Below are 18466 nucleotides of genomic sequence, written 5' to 3' on the forward strand. Positions count from 1 at the left end.
CGGCTGCGCGGCGCGCCGGGGGGTGCGCGGCGCTCCAGGGGTTTTGCGCGGCGCTCCGGGGGTTGCGCGACGCTCCCGGTGCCCTGGCGGGCACCGTCCGCCGCCGCGCGGTGGCCCGCCACCACCCCCGCCGCCGCCCCGCGCTGCGCGCGGTCTGGCGGCCGGGCCGGCAGGGGGCGGATGAACCAGCGCGCCGGCCCGGCGCCGCCGGATGGAAAGGCGCGGCGCCTGCCGGGGCGGGAGGGGTTGCGGGCACGGGTGGCGGGCACGGGCGGCCATCCCGCGCCCCGCCAGTTGAATTCTGAATCGGAACTGTTGCCAATCCCGGCCGCCGGCAGCAGGATGCGGCGCATGACCTGGTCCATCCATCACGTGAACCTGCCGGCGCCCGATGTCCGGGCCTCCGCCCGGTTCTACACCGAGATCCTCGGCCTGACCGAGGGCACCTGGGTGTTTCCGCCGGCCGGCGAGGTCGGCCAGATCTCCGCCGATCCGGCCCGCCTCACGGTCTTCCCCTGCCCGGCCGCGGCCGAGGGCGCCAATGCCGGGCTGCACCTGATCCGCCCGGAGCCGGAATTCGCCCGGAAGAACGGCCTCGACCACAACCCCTCGATCGGCGGGCATGTGGCGATCCAGGTGCCGGATCTCGACGCGGTGATCGCCCGGCTCACCGCCGCCGGCATCCCGTTCTCCTTCGCGCCGACCTACGCGATCCCGCGGATGCGGCATGTCTATGTCTACGATCCGGCGATGAACCTCTTGGAGATCAACGAGATCGTGCGATGATCCGGTGACGGCGGCAGGCAGCGGCCGCCGCGGCATCACAGGGGAGGACGCGATGAAGGTTGGGTTCATAGGGCTCGGCGCCATGGGCGGGCGGATGGCCGCCGTGCTGGCCGGCGCCGGGCATGGCGTGGCGGGCTTCGATCTCTCCTCCGAGGCGCTGGCCCGGCTCGAGGCGGCGGGCGGCATCCCGGTCTCGAGCGCCGCGAGCGCCGCTGCCGGCGCCGAGGCGCTGGTGCTGATGGTGGTGAACGCCGCCCAGGCCGAGACCGTGCTCTGGGAGGCCGGCACGCTGGCGGCGCTGCCCGAGGGGGCGCTGGTGATCTCCTGCGTGACCATGCCGCCGGCCGATGCCGCGCGGATCGCCGGGCGGGTGGAGGCCGAGGGCCGGCGCTTCCTCGACGCCCCGGTCTCCGGCGGCAGCAAGGGGGCCGAGACCGGCACGCTCACCTTCATGGTCGGCGGCGCGCCGGCGGATCTGGCCAGCGCGCAGCCGCTGCTCGAGGCGATGGGCCGGCATGTCTTCCACATGGGCGAGAACGCCGGCGCCGGCAGCACCATGAAGATGGTGCACCAGCTCGCCGCCGGCGCGAACCTCGCGGTGGCCGCCGAGGTGATGAGCTTCGGCGCGCATCTCGGGCTCGCGCCGGCGCAGCTGCTCGAGGTGCTCAACGTCTCGGCCGGCGGCTCCTGGATGATCGCCGATCGCGGCCCGCGGATGATGGAGGCGGGCACCGAGGCGCGCTCGGCGGTGGACATCTTCGTGAAGGATCTCGGGATCGTGACCGATGCCGGACGGGCCGCGCGCTTTCCCCTGCCGGTCTCGGCGGCGGCGCTGCAGGTGTTCCTCGGCGCCTCGGGCGCGGGCTTCGGCGGGCATGACGACAGCCAGGCGGTGCGGTTCTACGAGGCGCTCGGCGGCAGGCGGGTGCGCCGCGGGGACTGAGGGGCGGGGCCAGAAGGCTGGGGCCGGAAGGCCCGCCGCGCCCCACCCCTGCGCCGTCGCGGCGGCTGCGCGGGCAGCGCGGCCCACCCACGGCGCGGCGGGCCGGGCCGCGGGGCCGGGGCGGGCAACCTCCGGGCAGGGAACCGCCCGCGGCATCCGGCAGGAGGGTGCGATGGCCCCCACCGGCGCGCGCCGCCCCGGATGCGATCCGCCCACCGGGCGCCCCGGGGCAGCGCGGGACGGAGCCTGCCCGGCGCCGCATGCCCGGCAGCCGAAAACCGGGCCGGGCCAGGACCCTGCGCCGTGATACACCAGGGGCCGCCACGAAGTCGCGCCATGCCAGTCCGTTCCCGGCACCCGGGCGTGCCATGGGTGGGCCGCGCTGCCGGCGCCGCCGCCGCGACGGTGCAGGGGCGGGGCGCGCCCGGGCGCCGGCCGGCTCAGCCCGGCGGCGCGCCGCAGCTCGCGCGGATCACCAGCTTCGGGTCGAGCGCGATCCGGCGCGGCGGCGCGCCCGGCTCCTCGAGCCGCTGCAGCAGCATCTCCGCCGCCAGCCGGCCGATCTTCGCCGGGTTGTCGAGCACCGTGGTCAGCGCCGGGTGATAGGCCGCCGCCTCCTCGGTGCCGCCGAGCGCGACCACGCCGAGATCCCGCCCCGGCTCGACCCCCATCGAGCGCGCCGCGTTCATCGCGCCGAAGGCCACGAGGTCGTTGAAGGCGACGAGCCCGGTCACCCGCGGCGCCTCGGCGAGCAGCGCCCGCGTCGCCGCGCCGCCCTCGATCAGCCGCGGCCGGCACTGCCGCCAGAGCCGCGCGTCCCAGCCGATCCCGGCGCCCTCGAGCGCCTCGCGGAACCCGGCCACGCGCTCCTCGGCGACGGTGTTGCCCGGCTGGCCGCCGACCAGCGCGATGTGCCGGTGGCCGAGCGACAGCAGCCGCCCGGCCGCGCGCGCCATCGCCGTCCGGTCGGCATTGACCACCCAGTCGGCCCGCTCGTCCTCGCGGATCCGGCGCGAGACATAGACCACCGGGGTGCCGCGCTCGGCGATCGGCGCCAGGATCTCCGGCCCGACATGCGGCGGCGGCGACACCAGCAGCCCCTCGGCGCCATGCGCCGAGAGCGTCTCGACGAAGCGCGCGAGGCTCGGCGCCTGCTCGCCGTGATTGTTGATGAAGACCGAGAGCCCGGCCGCCCCCAGCGTCTCCTCGATGGCGATCAGCATCTCGGCGAAGAACTGGTGCGCGATGTTGTGAAAGCTCACCCCGACGATGCGCGAGCGCCCGGTGCGCAGCGCGGCGGCGGAGACATTGCGGACATAGCCGGCCTCGGCGATCGCCTCGCGCACCAGCCGCCGGGTCTCGGCCGAGATCATCGGGTTGTCGCGCAGCGCCAGCGAGACCGTCGCCGGCGAGAGGCCGAGGCGCCGGGCGATCTCGCGCTGGGTCGGCCGGCGGCCGGGGCGCTCCGGTCGGTCGCCGCGGCTCACCCGGTGGCCCGTTTTCCCGCCGTCACAGCGGCGCCTCGCCATAGGTGATCGGCGCCAGCTCGCGCGGCACGCGATAGCGCCAGACCAGCTGGCGGGTGCGGGTCTGGGCGGTGAGGATCAGGCATTCGCCCTCGTATTGCTGGCCGGCCGCGGTGCCGCCGTAATGCGCGCGCACCCCGTCGACGCATTCCGCCAGGCGATACTCCTCCCAGGCGCGCTGGGCGATCAGCGCATGCTGGGCGAGCACCGGGCCATCGGCGCCGCCGACCGCGTCGATGCGCCGGCGCGCGGCCTGCCAGACCTTGTCGAGCTCGGCCTCCACGCGGGCCACCTTCTCGGCATAGCAGGCGGCGAGCCCGGGCTCGGTGGTGGCATCCTCGCAGGCCGCCCGCGCCGCCCCCGGCAGCAGGCCGGCCAGCGCCGCCGCCACCAGCGCCGCCGGCAGCGCCCCGCGGCGCGCGGCGCTCACGGCGTCGCCCGCATGGCAAGCGGCGCGGCATCGGGGTCGATGTCGTAGCGCCGGACCAGCTCGCGGGTGCGCCGGGTGGTGGCGGCGTGCAGGCAGCCGGCGATCGCGCTGCCGGCGCCCGAGCCGCCCCACCACTCGTAGCCGACGACGTCGTGGCAGTCGGTGTCCTTGAAGGCGATCCAGCTGCGCTGCGCCGCGACCAGCCGGGCGCGCCAGTCGGCCCGCTGCCCGGCCGAGAGATGGTCCATCTCCGCAATCCGCCCGAGCACCAGCGTCCAGATCCGGTTGAGCTCGGCATCGGCGGCCTCGGCCTCGCCGGCCATGCAGGCGGTGAATTCGAGATTGTTGCCGGTGTCCTCGCAGAGCGCCGCCGCCGCAAGCGGCGCGAGCGCGAGCTGAACTCCCAGACAGGCGCCTGCGATGCGCATCCGATCCCTCCCGCGGGGCCCGGCCGGCGGCCGCGCGGACCCCGGCGGGCCATGCCCGTTTGCACTCCTGACGGGCATGAGCTTAAATCGTTTTAGCGAAGTCAGGCAAGCGGAGGGGACGATGAACGGGAAACCTGTGGTTGGCTTCATCGGGGTCGGCCTGATGGGCTGGGGCATGGCGAAGAACGCGGTGGAGAAGGGCTTCCCGCTCCGCGTCGTGGCGCATCGCAAGCGCAAGGCGGTGGAGGATCTCGTCGCGCGCGGCGCCGAGGAGCGCGCCGGCGCCGCCGAGCTGGCCGCCGAATGCGACATCATCGTGCTCTGCGTCACCGGCTCGCCGCAGGTCGAGGCCAACATCGCCGAGATCCGCGGCCGCGCCCGCCCCGGGCTCACCATCATCGACAGCACCACCGCCGATCCGGGCTCCACCGAGGCGCTCGCCGCCAGCCTCGCCGAGGACGACATCACGCTGATCGACGCGCCGCTCTCGCGCACCCCGGCGCATGCCTGGGACGGCGAGCTCACCACCTATGTCGGCGGGCCGGCGGCAGAGATCGAGCGGATCCGACCGCTGCTCGAGACCTGGGCGAGCGCGATCATCCCCACCGGCGGGCCGGTCGGCTCGGCACATGCGCTGAAGCTGGTCAACAACCTGATCGGCATCGGCTATGCCGCGATCTGGTCGGAAGCCTATGCCATGGTCGAGCGGCTCGGCGTGCCGCCCGCGGTGCTGCACGAGGTGGTGACGAATTCCGGCATGACCTGCGGCAACTTCCAGAACTATTCGAAATACGTGCTGGAGGGCGACAACTCGGCGCACAAGTTCGCGCTGGCCAACTGCCTCAAGGATCTCGGCTATTACAGCCGGCTGGCGGCCGAGCACAACGCCCCGACGCTGGTCTCCGACGGGGTGCTGCAACTGCTGAAGATCGGCGTCAATCTCGGCCATGGCGAGCGCTACATGCCGGAGATGGTCGAGATCGTCCGCGCCCTGCACCCGCAGGACTGAGCGCCGCCGGCTCCGGCTCCGGCCGGGCCCGCCGCCTCCCATGGGTGGGCCACGATGCCGGCGCAGCCGCCGCGACGGTGCAGGGGCGGGGGAGGCGGCGGGCCCGGCCGGAGCCGGCGCCCCGCCCGGTCCCCCTGCCCCGCCCGCTGCCCGTCAGGCGCCCGCGGGGCGCGCGTCAGGCGATGGTCTGCTCGATCCGGTCGAGCGCCTGGCCGAGCGGCCCGCGGATGTCGACCTTCACGCCGAAGGGGTTCTTCTCGCAGAGATCGACCAGCTTGTTCGAGCCGAGGAAGCCGCGATAGCTGGAGACCTGCTCGCGCAGCTTGGTGGTGGCGGTCTCGCGCGCCGGGCCGGCGGCCATGTTGTAGTCGAACAGCGCCTTGGTCAGCGCGGTCTGGTTACCCTCGGTGGCGCCATTGAGGCCGAACTCGGCGATGCGGTCGAGATCCGGGTGGCCGATGCCGCGGATATGGCTGGTCAGCGCCGCGATGCCGGTATCGGCGGTCTCCTTGGCGCTGCGCCAGATCGCCAGCGGATCGCCGCCGTCGCCCGGCTCCGAGGCCCCCTCGGCAGCCTCGATCTCGGCCACCAGCGTCTCGATCGACGCCTCGGCATCGACGAGCTGGCCGGCGCGCAGCATGCTCTGGATCTCCTTGGCGCGCGCCGCGAAGCCGCGGGCGAGCTCGAGCTGGCCGGCCTTGCCGAGCGCCGCGATCCGCTTGCCGAGCCGGACCAGGATCGCCTCGAGCCGCTTGGCGGCGTCCTCGGGCGGCGGCGGCGGCGCTGCCGCCGCCGCGAGGCCGGCCTCGAGCCGCACGATCACCGGCTCGGCGCCGGCGCCGTCGCCGGCCTTCAGCAGCGCACCGGCCTCCTTGGCCAGCTTGGCGAGCTCCGGGCCCTGCGGCGGCGGCACCGCGGCGATCTTCGGCACCGCATCGGTCAGCCGCTTGCGCAGCGCCGCGATGTCGATCTCCTGCGGCGGCGGCGGCGGCGCCTCGGGCGGTGCCTGCTCCTCCGGCGGCGCCTGCTCCTCCGGCGGCAGATCGGCGGTCTCCTCCTCGAGCACCTCGTCCTCGGGGTCCACCGTGTCGAGATCGAAGGGCTCGAGCTTCTCGTCGACATCCTCGTCGGCGCCGTCGATCTCCTGCCCGCCTTTCAGGATCTTGACCCGGCCGAAGGAGCTGATCTTCATCTTCTTGAGCATCAGCTTCACGCGCTTGGCGAGGCCGGGGATGTTGCGCCCCTCGAGATGCAGCACCAGGGTGCGGGCGCCCTCCTCCTCGCCGCCGAGCTCGCTGCTCAGCGCCTCGGTGCCGGCCTGGCCGAAGGTGAACTTCTTCGCCCCCACCGCCTTCTTCAGCTTGCCGGCGAGGCCGCGCCCGGCCTTCTTCGGGTGGAACAGCATGCGCATGTCGCCGGGCTCGTTGGTCGGCAGGCCGACGGCGAAGTTGAACACCCGCTTCTTCAGCTTGCCGGCGGTCTTCTTGAGATAGGCCGAGTGCAGCCCCGGATCGGCGATTTTGTCGCCGCTCTCGTCCTCCTCGTCGAGGTCGGGCATGCCGGAGAGCGCGGCTCCGATCTCGCGCGGCAGCGCCTTCTCCATCACCGAGATGGTGTTCTTCAGGTCCTCGAGCCGCTCCTTCTTGGCCTTGGCCTTCTTCTCCGACTTCTCGAGATCCTTGGCCTCCTGCGCGACCTTGCGGCCGGCATCCTCGAGATCGTCGAGCGCGCTCTCGAAGGCCTCGATCGCCTTGGCATCGGGATTGCGCAGGCCGGCATTGGCCTTGGTGTAGGCATCCAGCGCCTTCTCGAAGGCCGCGCCCGACTTCTTCAGCCCGTCGGGGGCCTCCTTCTTCCACCAAGCCTTGTTGAGCTGAATGGCGTTGCCGCTCTTCATCGCCGATCTCCCTGGGGTGGCATCTCGGCGCCAGTGTGCCCCAACTCGGGGCCGGCTTGAAGACCTTATGACGCGGCGGCAGAGCCCGGCGGCGCGGGCAGGATGCGGAAGATCTCCACGCTGCCGTTCCCGAAGATCCGCCCGAAGCGGGCCGGGTCGTCGAAGCAGCCCGTGCCGGAGGCGTCGAGCACATGGCTCGCCGGCGGCACGATCGGCGCCATCGCGCGGTGCAGCGCGCGGCAGCCCTGCGCGCCATTGATCGCGCGCGTCAGCGCGACGGTCCGGGCGAAGGCGCGGTCCGGCAGCCATTCGGTGCCCTGCACGATGTTCACCCCGACATGGCCGGAATAGTAGGGGAACCACTCCGCCACCTCGTCGACCTGCCAGGCCTCGCCGGAGATCACGACGAAGCGCCGGCCCGGCGGCAGCGTCTCGCGCGCCCAGGCGGTGGCTTCGAGATAGTCCGGCGTCGCCTGCTCGAGATTGCGCCCCGGCGGCGAGAGCACGACCGAGATCGCCAGCAGGATGCCGACGAAGATCGCCGCCGCCGCCAGGCCGAGCGCCCGGCGCGGCGGGCCCGCCGGCCCGGGCGGCACCGCCCAGGGCGGAACGTGGCGGTCCGGCGAGACGGCGCGCACCAGCCGGTCGATCCCCGCCACCACGCCGAGCGCCACCAGCACCGCCTGCGGCAGCACCGCCACCGTATCGAACTGCCGCGGCGTGAGGGCGAGGAAGCCGAAGAGCAGCGCGGGCCAGAACCACTGCCGGTGCCAGAGCGCGGCCGCCATGCCGGCGACGAAGGGCAGGACGAGCAGCGCCGGCGCGATCTTGAGCGTGAGGGGCGCGAAGAACTGCCCGAGGCCGAGCCAGCTGCTGGTGCCGGCGGCATGGTCGAAGGGCGCGGTGCCGTGGATGCCCAGCACCGTCGCCGCCCAGGGCGCGATCGCCAGCGCCGCCACCGTGCCGGCGAGGCAGAGGCGCAGGAAGTCGTGCCCGGGCCGCGGGCTGCGGTAGAGCATCACCAGGCTCACCGCGAAGGCCCCGGCGATGCCCCATTCGAGATGGCTGAGGATCGCGCCGCCCACCGCGAGCCCGGCCAGCCCCGGCAGCAGCCAGCCGCCGCGCCGCCGCGCCCGCTCCGCCGCCAGCAGCGCCAGCGCGAAGCAGAGCGCCCCGGTGGCGCGCGAGATCCCGCCGCCCATCATCAGGAACTCGAAGGACCGCGTGACGAAGAGGAACACCGCCGCCGCCAGCACGAAGAGCAGGTCGCGCGCCAGCAGCCGGCGCAGCAGCAGCAGCACCGCGGCGCTGTAGAGCGTCGTCATCAGGAAGGGATACCAGGCCGCGAACAGCAGCGGATCGGCGCCGAGCCGCACCAGCCCCGCCCCGATCAGGAACGACAGCGGCGGATAGGCGAAGGGCAGGCAGTGGCCGTTGAAGTCGATGCAGGCGGGAAAGCCCCCGCCCGCCGCCAGCGCCTCGATGAAGACGACGAAGAGCGCGCCGTCGCTCAGCGGCAGCCAGCTGCCGCCGAACACCGAGAGGCGCTGCGCCATGGCGGCGGCGAACAGCAGCGCCACCGCCGCCGCCGGCCTCCAGCGGGCCGCCGGCGCATCGCTCCGCTCCGTAGCTGGCTCCCACATCGCCGCCCCCGCCTGCCTGCGCGCCCGATCCTAGGGCGCGCCCGGCCGCGGGGCAACGCCGCGGCAAGATCGGGGGCGAGACCCGGGGTCAGACGAAGTCCCAGTAGCCTTCCTCGACCTCGAAGAGCCGCTCCACCGCGGGCAGGTCGGCGATGTTCTCGGCGCTCTGCGCGAAGGAGAGCAGCAGGTCGTCGCGGCCGAAGCCCTCGATCTCGAGCTGGCCCTCCCAGAAGTCCTGGCCGTCCTCGTCGCCCTCGCGGCCGAGGATGTTGAGATAGAGCCGCCCGACGAATTCGCTGTCGTCGAGATTGTCCGGGTCCTCGCCGACCAGCTCGGCGAACTCGGCGGAGACGAGGAAGGTGGCGGCGAGCTCGACCTCGGTGAGATCGCCGGCCTCGCGCCGGTCGATCCAGAAGTTGAGCCCGGCGATGTCGGCGATCCGCCCGAGCCCGGCCTCGTAGATCCGGGCGACGTCGCGCGCCTCCTCGACGGAGATCCCGTCCTCGCTCGGGCCGAGCCTGAGCCGCGTGCCGCCGGCCTCCCCGGTGACGGTGATGAGATCGGCATCGGCGGTCTGGCCGAGGAAGATCGTCGCCGCCACCGCGCCGCCCTCGGAGATCTGCAGCGTGCGCCCGCCATCGGTCAGCGACACCGCCCCGCGCCCGAAGCTCTCGCCGGTGAACAGGATGCTGTCCTCGGGGGCGAAGTCGAACAGCGTGTCGAGGTTGAGCGCCTCGAAGCTGCCGCGCACCTCGTCGGCCGCGCCGGCGCCGGTGGCGATCAGGTCGCGCCCGGTGCCGGGGGCATAGCTCTCCGCCCTGCCGAAGGCGCCGATCAGCATGTCCGGCCCGCCGGCGCCCGAGGGATCGCCGAAGATCATGCCGACCCCGCCGGGGTTCTCCGCCAGCCCGTCGGCAAAGCGCTGGCCGAGCCCGCGCAGCGCCACGTCGATCAGCATCTTCTCGAGCTCCGGCCCGCGGATCTCGCCCGAGCCCTCCGGCGCGAAATCGGCGACCTCGGCCTGCACGCGCACCATCAAATCGGCGAAGAGCTGGTAGAACGGGTCGGTGATCAGCAGCGTGATGATGAAATCCTCGACCGTCAGCAGCCCGCCCGGCGCCACCAGGTCGGCATTGTCGAGCCGGGCCAGCAGCCCCGGCAGCGCGGTGGAGAGGGTCTCGAGGCTCGGCCGGCTGTCGCTCGCGCGGATCTCGCTGTCGAGGGTCAGCGTGACCAGCTCCGGGGTGTGCATGGTGAAGGGGTCGGCCAGCACCGCGCCGAGGTCGATCTCGCGGTCGAGCCGGTCGCCCGCCGGCAGGTCGAGCGGGCTCGCGGTGAGATAGAGCCCCTCCACGAAGCTGCCCTCGAGCCGGTAGGTGTCGGCGCTGTCGGCCAGCAGCTCCGCCGGCGCGGTCGCGGTGTCCCAGCCGAAGGCGGCGGGGTCGATGCCGGGCCGCGCGGCGAGCATCTCCAGCGCCTTGTCGCGGGCGAAATCGAGCAGCGCATCGGTGTTGTAGGGTGCCGGATCGAACAGCGTCACCTCGATGCCGAGCGCACCGGCCACCGCGGCGGCGGTGGCGCCGCCGAGCGAATGGCCGGTGACGCTGATCGCCATCCCCGGATTGGCCGCGGCCACGTCGAGCACCGTGTCGAGCGCGCTTTCCACCTGGTTGCGCAGCTGCTGCTCGCCGATCCGGGCCAGCGCCTGCACGCCCTCGTCGAGCCCGAGCTCGGCGAGGATGTCGAGCACGTCGTCGAGCGTGTCGGCATCGTCGCCCTCGAGGTTGAAGGTGTCGCGCAGATAGGTCGGCAGGTCGCCGTCCTCGTCGAAGAAGTCCTCCAGCGTCAGGCCGTCGTCCTGATAGTAGCCGAAGAAGGTCAGGATGTCGTCGTCGAGATTGGCCTCGCCGATGTCGCGGATATCGCCCTGCCCGACGGCCTGGAAGAAGCCGTCGAACTCGGTGCCGCGGAAGGCGATCACCACCTGCCCGCGCGCGGCGTTGACATAGACATTGGCGTCCATGCCGCTGGCATAGCTGGCATCGGCGTTGCGCGCGTTGCTGGCCTGGCCGGTCGGCTGGTGCACCCAGCCGGGGAAGAAGCTCTCGACCGCCGGGTCGGCGAAGCTCGGCGCGCCGGTGTCGTTGATGCGGCTGCGGGAATCGTAGGCGTCGAGCGCCATCCAGCTGAGTTCGCGCAGGGTCGGTTCCATGGCAGCCTCCGGGCATTGCTGTGGCAGCGGGTCGGGGAAGAGAAACGGCACGGGGTCGGCGTCGGCAAGGTCAACCGGGTCCGGGCGCAGGGTCTGCCGCCCGCCGGACGTCGCCTACCCGCAGCGGCGGGCTCAGCGGCGGGCTCAGCGCCGGGCGATCCGCGACGGCAGATGTTCGGCGAGCAGCACCCGGGCGAAACCGAGCCCGCCCGCCAGATAATGCACCGCATGGGCCGGAACCGCCACCGCCGCGACCGCGGGCCCCGCCACGCGCAGCAGATAGGCCAGCAGCCGCGCGCTCGCGGTGAGATAGAGCGCCGCCCCCGCCCCGGCAAGCCAGAGCGCCCGAGAATCGACCGGCGCCAGCGCCAGCCCGGCCAGCGCCAGCCCCACTCCGGCCACCCCGAGCCGGTGCGAAAGCCCGAGATTGAGCCCCGCCCGCGGCACCCGCCCGGCGAGCAGCAGCCGCGACCAGGGGATCGCGCGGAGCCGCAGATCGGTGCGCCACATGCCCGCCCAGCTCCAGCGCTTGAGATGCGTGCCGCGGATCTCCGGGTCGAGCCGGATGCGGCCGCCGCCGGCCGCCAGCCGCGCGCCGAACTCGACATCCTCGACCCCGGTCCAGGCCGGGTCGAAGCCGCCCGCCGCCTCGAAGGCACGGCGCCGCACCGCGCCGAGCCCGGTCCAGAAGCTGGCCACCTCGCCGGCGGCAGCGTGATGCACATGGTGGTGCAGCAGGTTGCGGTAGCGGCTCACCAGCCCGGCATCGCGCGGCGCCGCGTCATAGGCGCCGAAGATCGCGCCGAGCCCGGGCTCCGCGGCGAAGGCGGCGAGCATCCGCCGCCGCACGTCCGGCGCCATCACCACATCGGCATCGACGAAGACGATGATCGCGCCGGCGCTCGCCGCGACGCCGCGGTTGCGCGCCGTGGCCGGGCCTTCGGAGACCGCACGGGAGATCACCCGGACGCCGGCGCGGCGCGCGATCGCGGCGGTGCCGTCGCGCGAGCCGTCATCCACCAGCACCGTCGCCGCCGGGTCGAACCCCGCCGCGCGCGCCGCGGCCAGCACCTCGCCGAGATGCTCCGCCGCGTCGCGTGCCGGGATCACCAGCGCGACATCCCCGCCTTCCTCGCTCTCCGGCTGCGCCATCGCCCTCCCCCTGCTGCCGCAAGGTTATCGCGTGCCGGGCGCCGCCGCACAAAGGCTTTCTCGCCGGCGCCGGGGCCTATCGGGGCCAGAGCCGCTCCCACCAGGCATCGCCGTCCGGGGTGATGCCGGCGGCGCGCATCTCGTTGCGGATCGCGTCGAGCTTCCAGCCGGTGAGACCGGCGAGCAGCGCCGCCTCGCGCTCGAACCGCCCGGCGAGCCCGGCCTGGTAGTTCCGCCCGGCCGGGCAGCTCGCCGCCGCGGTGAAGGGGTGGCGCAGCACGTAGCGGCCCTGGAAGTTCTCCCGCTCGGACGTCACCCGCAGGCGCAGGTCCTCGGGGAAGCGCGCCGCATCGTAGCGCGCATGGAGCCGCGTGACGAAGACATCCGGCGCCGCGCCCGCCCCGGCCCAGGACACGCCGAGCTCCTGCAGCTCGTGCTGGCTCAGCGGATCGGCGGCGCAGGGGTCGCACCAGGCCATGTCCCAGGCATATTCGAGCATCACCGCCGCGCCGCCCTCGCGCCGCACCGCCTCGGCGAAGATCGCCTTGTAGGTCTCGCCGAAGCGGTCCCGCACATAGACCGGGATCTCCTGCCCGGTCGGCATCCGCGACACCGCATAGTTCTCGGTCTCGACCCGGCCGGTGCGGGTCAGCGTCAGCAGGATCAGGTCCTGCAGCCCGCGGGCGTTCACCATGCCGAGGCGGATCGGCAGCATGAAATCGTCGCTCTCGAAGGCGATCTGCAGCGGCCGCAGCACGCCGCCGCCGGCCGCCGCATGCTCGGCGAGGTTCACCCGGGCGACGAAGAACTTCATGCCCATGTCGATATAGCCGGCCAGCACCGGGCCCGCGTTCTCGGGCATCGCGTAGCCGTTCCGGTCGAGCCAGGTCACCAGCCCGTCCGACTCCGCCGCCGACAGGATCGCGATGTCGTATTCGCCGACCGTGTATTCCGCCTCGACCGTCACGCCGAGCGAGTCCTCCACCGCGGGCGGCGCGCTGTCGGACACGCTCATGCAGTTCGGGCAGCTCGAGGGCAGCGGCAGCGGGAGGCAGGGATCGGGGTCGAAATACTCCACCAGCCGCGGCGCGGTATAGGCATCGAGATGGTCGATGATCGCCGCCTCGACGACGCGGATCTGCTCGCGCGCCAGCACCTCGGGCGCCGGCACCACCATGGCGAATTCCCGCGCCTCGCCGGCGAAATCGCTGACCATGGTGATCACCGTGCGATCCTCGTCGCGCACCATCACCACCTTGGAGGCGTCGTTGAAGAGCCGGGCGTCGCCGCGCGCCGCGTAGAAGCCGCAGAACGCCCCGGCGGCGGGGGCGATCAGCAGCGCCGCGAGCGCCAGGGCGATCGCGAGCAGGTTGAGCAAGGGGCGGGCCATGGGGCATGTCCTCCGGCAGACTGGGCGCAGGATAGCACGGACAGCGCCCCGGCGCAGCGCCCTGCCCGCCCGGACCGCCGCGTCTCAGCGCGTCACAGGCAGTCCTCGAACAGCCCGCGGGCGCGCTCCACGGTCAGCTCCACCGGGTTGCCGCCGGCGGTCGGGTCGACCACCGCCATCTCGGCCATCTCGCCGATCCGCTCGGCGCCGACCCCGAGGCCGGCCAGCGTGTCCGGGATGCCGAGCTCGGCGCGCAGGCCCATCACCCAGTCGTAGAACCCGTCGAAGCCGCCGGGGATGCCGAGATAGGCCGCCGCCGCCGCGATCCGGTCCTCGATCGCCGGGCGGTTGAAGCGCAGCACCGCCGGCATCACCACCGCATTGGTGGTGCCGTGATGGGTGTTGTAGACCGCGCCGACCGGATGCGACAGCGCGTGGATCGCGCCGAGCCCCTTCTGGAACGCCACCGCCCCCATCATCGCCGCGCTCATCATGTGCGCCCGCGCCTCGAGATCGGTGCCGTCGGCATAGGCCCGCGGCAGGTTCTCCCGGACCAGCCGCATGCCCTCGAGCGCGATGCCCTGGCTCATCGGGTGGTAGAACGGCGAGCTGTAGGCCTCGAGGCAGTGCGCCAGCGCGTCCATGCCGGTGCCGGCGGTGATCGCCTGCGGCATGCCGACGGTCAGCTCCGGGTCGGCGATCACCTGTTTCGGCAGCACCTCGGGGTGGAAGATCACCTTCTTGGTATGCGTCGCGGAATTGGTCAGCACCCCGGCGCGGCCGACCTCGGAGCCGGTGCCCGCGGTGGTCGGCACCGCGATGTTGGGATGGATCCGGCCGGCATCGGCGCGGGTCCACCAGTCGCCCACATCCTCGAGATCCCAGACCGGGATCGCCTGGTCGGCCATCAGCGCCACCAGCTTGCCGAGATCGAGCCCGGAGCCGCCGCCGAAGGCCACCACGCCGTCATGCCCGCCGGCCTGGAAGGCGGCGATGCCGGCGGCGAGGTTCACCTCGCTCGGGTTCGGATCGACCTCCGCGAAGAGCCCGCGGCCGAGGCCCGCCGCCTCCAGCCGGTCGAGCGCGGCGGCGGTGATCGGCAGCGCCGCGAGGCCGCGGTCGGTCACCAGCAGCGGGCGCTTGATCCCGGCGGCGGCGCAGGCATCGGGCAGCTCGGCGATGCGCCCGGCGCCGAAGCGCACATGGGTCGGATAGGACCAGGTGGCGGTGGGACAGGTTGCTCGGCTCATGGGGCCCTCCCTCGCGGCTCTCGTGACGGGTCTCGCCCGACCACTCCGCATAACGCCCCCCCGCGCCGCTGCCTAGGGCGGAAACGCGGCCGGCCCGGGCCCGGAAACCGGGCATGTGGTCTCGGCATGGTTCGGGCGTGTCGTCGGCGGGTCGGGGTGTCGGCAGGACGGGGTGTCGGCAGGACGGGGTTTCGGCAGGTCGGGGTTTCGGCAGGTCGGGGTGCCGGCGCCGGCCGGGCCGGCGCCGAGGCGGATGGCGGGCGGCGCGCGGCGGGCGGGGAGCCCCCGGCACGGAGGCCCCCCGCCGCGCCGGGCTCAGCCGTAGCGGTAGGGCCGGCCGGCGTCGCGCATCACCGCGTTGTAGTCCTTGATGATCTCGATCACCCTGGTCTCGACCTCGCCCTGCCCGGCGATCTCGTCCCAGAAGCCCTTGGCGGCCTCCTCGACCTGGGCCCATTCGGCATCCGGGATCGCGGTCAGCTTCATCTTGTCGCCGCGCACGCGCAGCTCGGCCTCGCCGCCCCAGTACCACCACTGGCGGTAGTAGTGGCTGGCGTCGAAGCAGACCCGGACCAGCTCCTTGAGATTGTCCGGCAGCTCGTCCCAGCGCGCCTGGTTGGCGAAGAAATGCCCGATCCAGGCACCGGAGATGTTGTTGGTGAGGAAATAGTCGGTCACGTCGGCCCAGCCGACGGTGTAGTCCTCGGTGATGCCCGACCAGGCGATGCCGTCGAGCTCGCCGGTCTGCACCGCGACCTCGATGTCCTCCCAGGGCAGCGTCACCGGCACGACGCCGAAGCGGCTGAGGAAGCGCCCGGCGGTCGGGAAGGTGAAGACCCGCTTGCCCTGCAGGTCGGCGAGGCTGTTGATCGGGTCCTTGGTGGCGAAGTGGCACGGGTCCCAGGAGCCGGCCGAGATCCACTGCACGCCGACCTCCTTGTACTGCTCCTCCCAGATCTTGCCGAGGCCGTACTGGTTGAACAGCACCGGCACGTCGAGCGAGTAGCGCAGCGCGAAGGGGAAATAGCCGCCGAAGACGCGCACCGCGGTCGGCGAGGCCATGCTGTCGTCGTCCGACTGCACGGCGTCGATGGTGCCGTTCTGCATGGCGCGGAAGAGCTCGCCCGTGGGCACCAGCTGGTCGGCATAGTAGAGCTCGATCTCCATCTGCCCGGCGGCGATCCGGTTGAAGCTGTCGACCGCGGGCTTGATCACGTGCTCGGCCAGCGCCGGGCCGGCATAGGTCTGCAGCCGCCACTTGATCGGGGCCTGCGCGCGGGAAACGGCGGGGGCGGCGAGCGCCGCGGCACCGGTGGCCGCGGCCCCGGTCAGGATATGGCGTCGGGTGGTCATGTGTCTCTCCTCTGTCGGGTTGTCGGTCTTTTGTTTGGCGTCGTTGCGTCGTTGCGCGCGGGCCGGGCTCACTTGCCGTAGACATACTCCGGCAGCCAGAGCGCGATCTGCGGAAAGACCGTCACCAGCACCAGCGCGAGGATCATGACAAAGACGAAGGGGATAATCGAGCGGTAGATGTCGCCCAGCGAGATCTCCGGCGGCGCCATCGCCCGCATCAGGAACAGGTTGTAGCCGAAGGGCGGCGTCATGTAGGCGATCTGGCAGGTGATGGTGTAGAGCACGCCGTACCAGATCAGGTCGAAGCCGAGCGCCCCGACCAGCGGCACGTAGAGCGGCGCCACGATCACCAGCATCGCGGTGTCGTCGAGGAAGGTGCCCATCAGCAGGTAGCTGAGCTGCATCAGGATCAGGATCTCCCAGGGCCCGAGCCCGAGCCGGTCGACGAAGAAGCCCTCGATCGCCTTCACCGCGCCGAGCCCGTCGAACACCGAGCCGAAGCAGAGCGCGGCGAGGATGATCCACATGAACATGCAGGAGATGCCGAGGGTCTGGCGCACGCTGGTCTCGAACACCTCGCGGGTCAGCCGGCGCTTCAGCACCGCCGCCAGCAGCGCGGTCAGCGCGCCGATCGCCGAGCTCTCCACCAGCGAGGTCCAGCCGTTGACGAAGGGCACCATCATCGCCGCGAAGATCCCGAGCGGCAGCGCCCCGGCCCAGAGCAGCGAGAGCTTCTCCGAGAGCGGCACCCGGCGCTCCTCCTCCGGCAGCACCGGGCCGAGCTCGGGCTGCAGGCGGCAGCGGACGAGGATGTAGAGGATGAAGAGCCCGGCCATCATCAGCCCCGGGAACACCCCGGCGAGCCAGAGCTGGCCGACCGGCTGGCGCGCGATCATCGCATAGAGCACCAGCACCACCGAGGGCGGCACCAGGATGCCGAGCGAGCTGCCCGCCTGGATCACCCCGGTGACCATCCGCTTGTCGTAGTTGCGCCTGAGCAGCTCCGGCAGCGCGATGGTCGCCCCGATCGCCATGCCGGCGACCGAGAGCCCGTTCATCGCCGAGATCAGCACCATCAGCCCGATCGTGCCGATCGCCAGCCCGCCCGGCACCGGCCCCATCCAGACATGGAACATCCGGTAGAGATCGTCCGCCAGCCGGCTCTCGGAGAGCACGTAGCCCATGAAGATGAACATCGGCAGGGTGAGCAGCGGATACCACTTCATCACCTTCATCGCCGCGGCGAAGCCGAACTCCGCCCCGCCCTGCCCGTAGAGCAGGATCGCCGAGACCACGGCGACGAAGCCGATCGCCGCGAAGACCCGCTGCCCGGTCATCAGCATCAGCATCATCGAGCCGAACATCAGCAGCGCAATGGCCTCGTAGGACATCAGATCTCCTCGCCGCGGATGGTCGCGATGTCGCGGATCAGGATGGCGATGCCCTGCAGCAGCATCAGCAGCACCGCGGCGCACATCAGCAGCTTGATCGGCCACATCATCGGGCGCCAGGCGGTGGGGCTGCGTTCGAGGAAGCCGAGCTTCTCCTCCGCCGCGGCCGAGCCCTCGCTGGCGAAGGTGGCGGCGACATCCCAGAGAAAGCCGAAGGGCTCGCCCTTGAAATGGCCGAGCGAATAGGCCAGCGAGCTCAGCCCGCCATAGAGCAGCACGCCGAGATAGAACAGCATGGCGAGCACGGTGAAGCCGTCGACCCAGGCCTTGGTGCGCGGCGACCAGCCGCTGTAGAACAGGTCCATCCGCACGTTCGAGCCGAGCTGCAGCGCATAGGGCCCGCCCAGCAGGTAATAGGCCACCATGGTGAACTGCGCCATCTCCAGCGTCCACAGCGTCGGCATGAAGAAGGTCTTGGAGATCGACGACCAGAGCAGGATGCCCATCATCGCGAAGATCAGATACATCGCGACACGGCCGATCCGGCGGGTGACCGCCTCGACGATGCGCACATATCCGCGAAGCACGGCGGGCATTCCGCGTCACCCCCTCTGACAGATCCCTCTGCGCACCGGTTCCGGAACGCCGGCGCATGCGTGCCACGCCGCCACCCGATCCCGCAACAGGGGCACCGCCCCGGTCAAGGCTTTTTTGCGCTGCAGGGTGACGGGAAGCCCGCCCGCCGCGCCCGCCGCCCCCCGGCAGGCGGCCTGACGCACCGCCCCGGCCGGCGGCCTGGCGCTCCGCCACGGCGCACGTCCTGGCGCACCGCCCCGACGAGCCGCCTGACACTCCGCCCCGGCGGTCGGCCTGACACTCCGCCCCGGCGGTCGGTCTGGTGCACCGCCCCGGCGCACGGCCTGGCGCGCCGCTCCGGCGGGCGGCCTGGCGCACCGTTCCGGCGGGCCGCCTGGCGCAGCGCTCCGGCGGGCGGCCTGGCTTGCCGCTCAGGCAGGCGGCCTGGCGCACCTCCCCGGCGAGCCGCGTGGCACACCG

General features: G+C 72.7%; 15 protein-coding genes. 3 read left to right on the forward strand and 12 right to left on the reverse strand.

Translation table 11 applies throughout. From position 1 onward, the window contains the following. Window positions 1-351 precede the first annotated feature (351 nt). Entirely contained in the window at window positions 352-786 is a 435-nt protein-coding gene (locus QSJ97_RS19120) for a VOC family protein (protein WP_285673705.1), read from the forward strand. A gap of 52 nt (window positions 787-838) precedes the next feature. Next, window positions 839-1729 carry an NAD(P)-dependent oxidoreductase gene (locus QSJ97_RS19125; RefSeq protein ID WP_285673706.1) on the forward strand — a complete coding sequence of 297 codons (891 nt, stop codon included), beginning with the start codon at window positions 839-841 and terminating at the stop codon, window positions 1727-1729. A gap of 440 nt (window positions 1730-2169) precedes the next feature. Here QSJ97_RS19125 and QSJ97_RS19130 read toward each other — a convergent pair whose 3' ends face one another. The 3 genes from QSJ97_RS19130 to QSJ97_RS19140 are packed head-to-tail and all read right to left on the reverse strand — an operon-like array spanning window position 2170 to window position 4113. Continuing rightward, entirely contained in the window at window positions 2170-3216 is a 1047-nt protein-coding gene (locus QSJ97_RS19130; RefSeq protein WP_285673707.1) for a LacI family DNA-binding transcriptional regulator, read from the reverse strand. A 22-nt stretch (window positions 3217-3238) separates the two neighbouring features. Further along, complete coding sequence (locus tag QSJ97_RS19135) at window positions 3239-3685, reverse strand: lysozyme inhibitor LprI family protein (RefSeq protein ID WP_285673709.1); 447 nt, start codon at window positions 3683-3685, stop codon at window positions 3239-3241. After that, a complete protein-coding gene (locus QSJ97_RS19140) occupies window positions 3682-4113 on the reverse strand; it encodes a lysozyme inhibitor LprI family protein (RefSeq protein WP_285673710.1) in 432 nt (143 codons plus the stop codon). Before QSJ97_RS19140 ends, QSJ97_RS19135 begins: the two co-directional genes overlap by 4 nt. A gap of 121 nt (window positions 4114-4234) precedes the next feature. Between QSJ97_RS19140 and QSJ97_RS19145 the strand changes: the two genes are divergently transcribed. Then, window positions 4235-5122, forward strand: a complete 888-nt coding sequence (locus QSJ97_RS19145; RefSeq protein ID WP_285673711.1) for an NAD(P)-dependent oxidoreductase — start codon at window positions 4235-4237, stop codon at window positions 5120-5122. A 175-nt stretch (window positions 5123-5297) separates the two neighbouring features. On the opposite strand, the gene QSJ97_RS19150 is transcribed toward QSJ97_RS19145, so the two are convergent. From QSJ97_RS19150 to QSJ97_RS19190, 9 genes are all read right to left on the reverse strand, one after another. Continuing rightward, window positions 5298-7019: a hypothetical protein gene (locus QSJ97_RS19150; RefSeq protein ID WP_285673713.1), complete on the reverse strand. Its 1722-nt coding sequence runs from the start codon at window positions 7017-7019 to the stop codon at window positions 5298-5300. Between the two features lie 65 nt (window positions 7020-7084). Further along, on the reverse strand, window positions 7085-8662 hold the full coding sequence (locus QSJ97_RS19155) for a hypothetical protein (RefSeq protein ID WP_285673714.1): 1578 nt from the start codon (window positions 8660-8662) through the stop codon (window positions 7085-7087). A gap of 88 nt (window positions 8663-8750) precedes the next feature. Beyond that, window positions 8751-10874, reverse strand: coding sequence for a DUF4214 domain-containing protein (locus tag QSJ97_RS19160; RefSeq protein ID WP_285673715.1), 2124 nt, complete (start codon window positions 10872-10874; stop codon window positions 8751-8753). Window positions 10875-11018: 144 nt separating this feature from the next. After that, window positions 11019-12026 carry a glycosyltransferase family 2 protein gene (locus QSJ97_RS19165; protein WP_285673716.1) on the reverse strand — a complete coding sequence of 336 codons (1008 nt, stop codon included), beginning with the start codon at window positions 12024-12026 and terminating at the stop codon, window positions 11019-11021. Between the two features lie 76 nt (window positions 12027-12102). Continuing rightward, a complete protein-coding gene (locus tag QSJ97_RS19170) occupies window positions 12103-13416 on the reverse strand; it encodes a DUF2330 domain-containing protein (RefSeq protein ID WP_285673717.1) in 1314 nt (437 codons plus the stop codon). A 92-nt stretch (window positions 13417-13508) separates the two neighbouring features. Further along, on the reverse strand, window positions 13509-14666 hold the full coding sequence (locus QSJ97_RS19175; RefSeq protein WP_285673718.1) for an iron-containing alcohol dehydrogenase: 1158 nt from the start codon (window positions 14664-14666) through the stop codon (window positions 13509-13511). A 315-nt stretch (window positions 14667-14981) separates the two neighbouring features. Next, entirely contained in the window at window positions 14982-16019 is a 1038-nt protein-coding gene (locus tag QSJ97_RS19180) for a TRAP transporter substrate-binding protein (protein ID WP_285673719.1), read from the reverse strand. Window positions 16020-16087: 68 nt separating this feature from the next. Further along, window positions 16088-17410, reverse strand: coding sequence for a TRAP transporter large permease (locus QSJ97_RS19185; RefSeq protein WP_285673721.1), 1323 nt, complete (start codon window positions 17408-17410; stop codon window positions 16088-16090). Continuing rightward, a complete protein-coding gene (locus QSJ97_RS19190) occupies window positions 17410-18006 on the reverse strand; it encodes a TRAP transporter small permease subunit (RefSeq protein ID WP_285673722.1) in 597 nt (198 codons plus the stop codon). The genes QSJ97_RS19185 and QSJ97_RS19190 overlap by 1 nt, the downstream gene beginning before the upstream one ends. Between the last annotated feature and the right edge of the window lie 460 nt (window positions 18007-18466).

It is taken from the genome of Paralimibaculum aggregatum, assembly GCF_030270585.1.
Lineage (GTDB): Bacteria > Pseudomonadota > Alphaproteobacteria > Rhodobacterales > Rhodobacteraceae > Thermohalobaculum > Thermohalobaculum aggregatum.

Coding starts and splice junctions, on each gene's coding strand:
- QSJ97_RS19120 (WP_285673705.1), top strand. CDS start 352: ATGACCTGGTCCATCCATCACGTGAACCTGCCGGCGCCCGATGTCCGG.
- QSJ97_RS19125 (WP_285673706.1), top strand. CDS start 839: ATGAAGGTTGGGTTCATAGGGCTCGGCGCCATGGGCGGGCGGATGGCC.
- QSJ97_RS19140 (WP_285673710.1), bottom strand. CDS start 4,113: ATGCGCATCGCAGGCGCCTGTCTGGGAGTTCAGCTCGCGCTCGCGCCG.
- QSJ97_RS19145 (WP_285673711.1), top strand. CDS start 4,235: ATGAACGGGAAACCTGTGGTTGGCTTCATCGGGGTCGGCCTGATGGGC.
- QSJ97_RS19150 (WP_285673713.1), bottom strand. CDS start 7,019: ATGAAGAGCGGCAACGCCATTCAGCTCAACAAGGCTTGGTGGAAGAAG.
- QSJ97_RS19155 (WP_285673714.1), bottom strand. CDS start 8,662: ATGTGGGAGCCAGCTACGGAGCGGAGCGATGCGCCGGCGGCCCGCTGG.
- QSJ97_RS19160 (WP_285673715.1), bottom strand. CDS start 10,874: ATGGAACCGACCCTGCGCGAACTCAGCTGGATGGCGCTCGACGCCTAC.
- QSJ97_RS19165 (WP_285673716.1), bottom strand. CDS start 12,026: ATGGCGCAGCCGGAGAGCGAGGAAGGCGGGGATGTCGCGCTGGTGATC.
- QSJ97_RS19170 (WP_285673717.1), bottom strand. CDS start 13,416: ATGGCCCGCCCCTTGCTCAACCTGCTCGCGATCGCCCTGGCGCTCGCG.
- QSJ97_RS19175 (WP_285673718.1), bottom strand. CDS start 14,666: ATGAGCCGAGCAACCTGTCCCACCGCCACCTGGTCCTATCCGACCCAT.
- QSJ97_RS19180 (WP_285673719.1), bottom strand. CDS start 16,019: ATGACCACCCGACGCCATATCCTGACCGGGGCCGCGGCCACCGGTGCC.
- QSJ97_RS19185 (WP_285673721.1), bottom strand. CDS start 17,410: ATGTCCTACGAGGCCATTGCGCTGCTGATGTTCGGCTCGATGATGCTG.
- QSJ97_RS19190 (WP_285673722.1), bottom strand. CDS start 18,006: ATGCCCGCCGTGCTTCGCGGATATGTGCGCATCGTCGAGGCGGTCACC.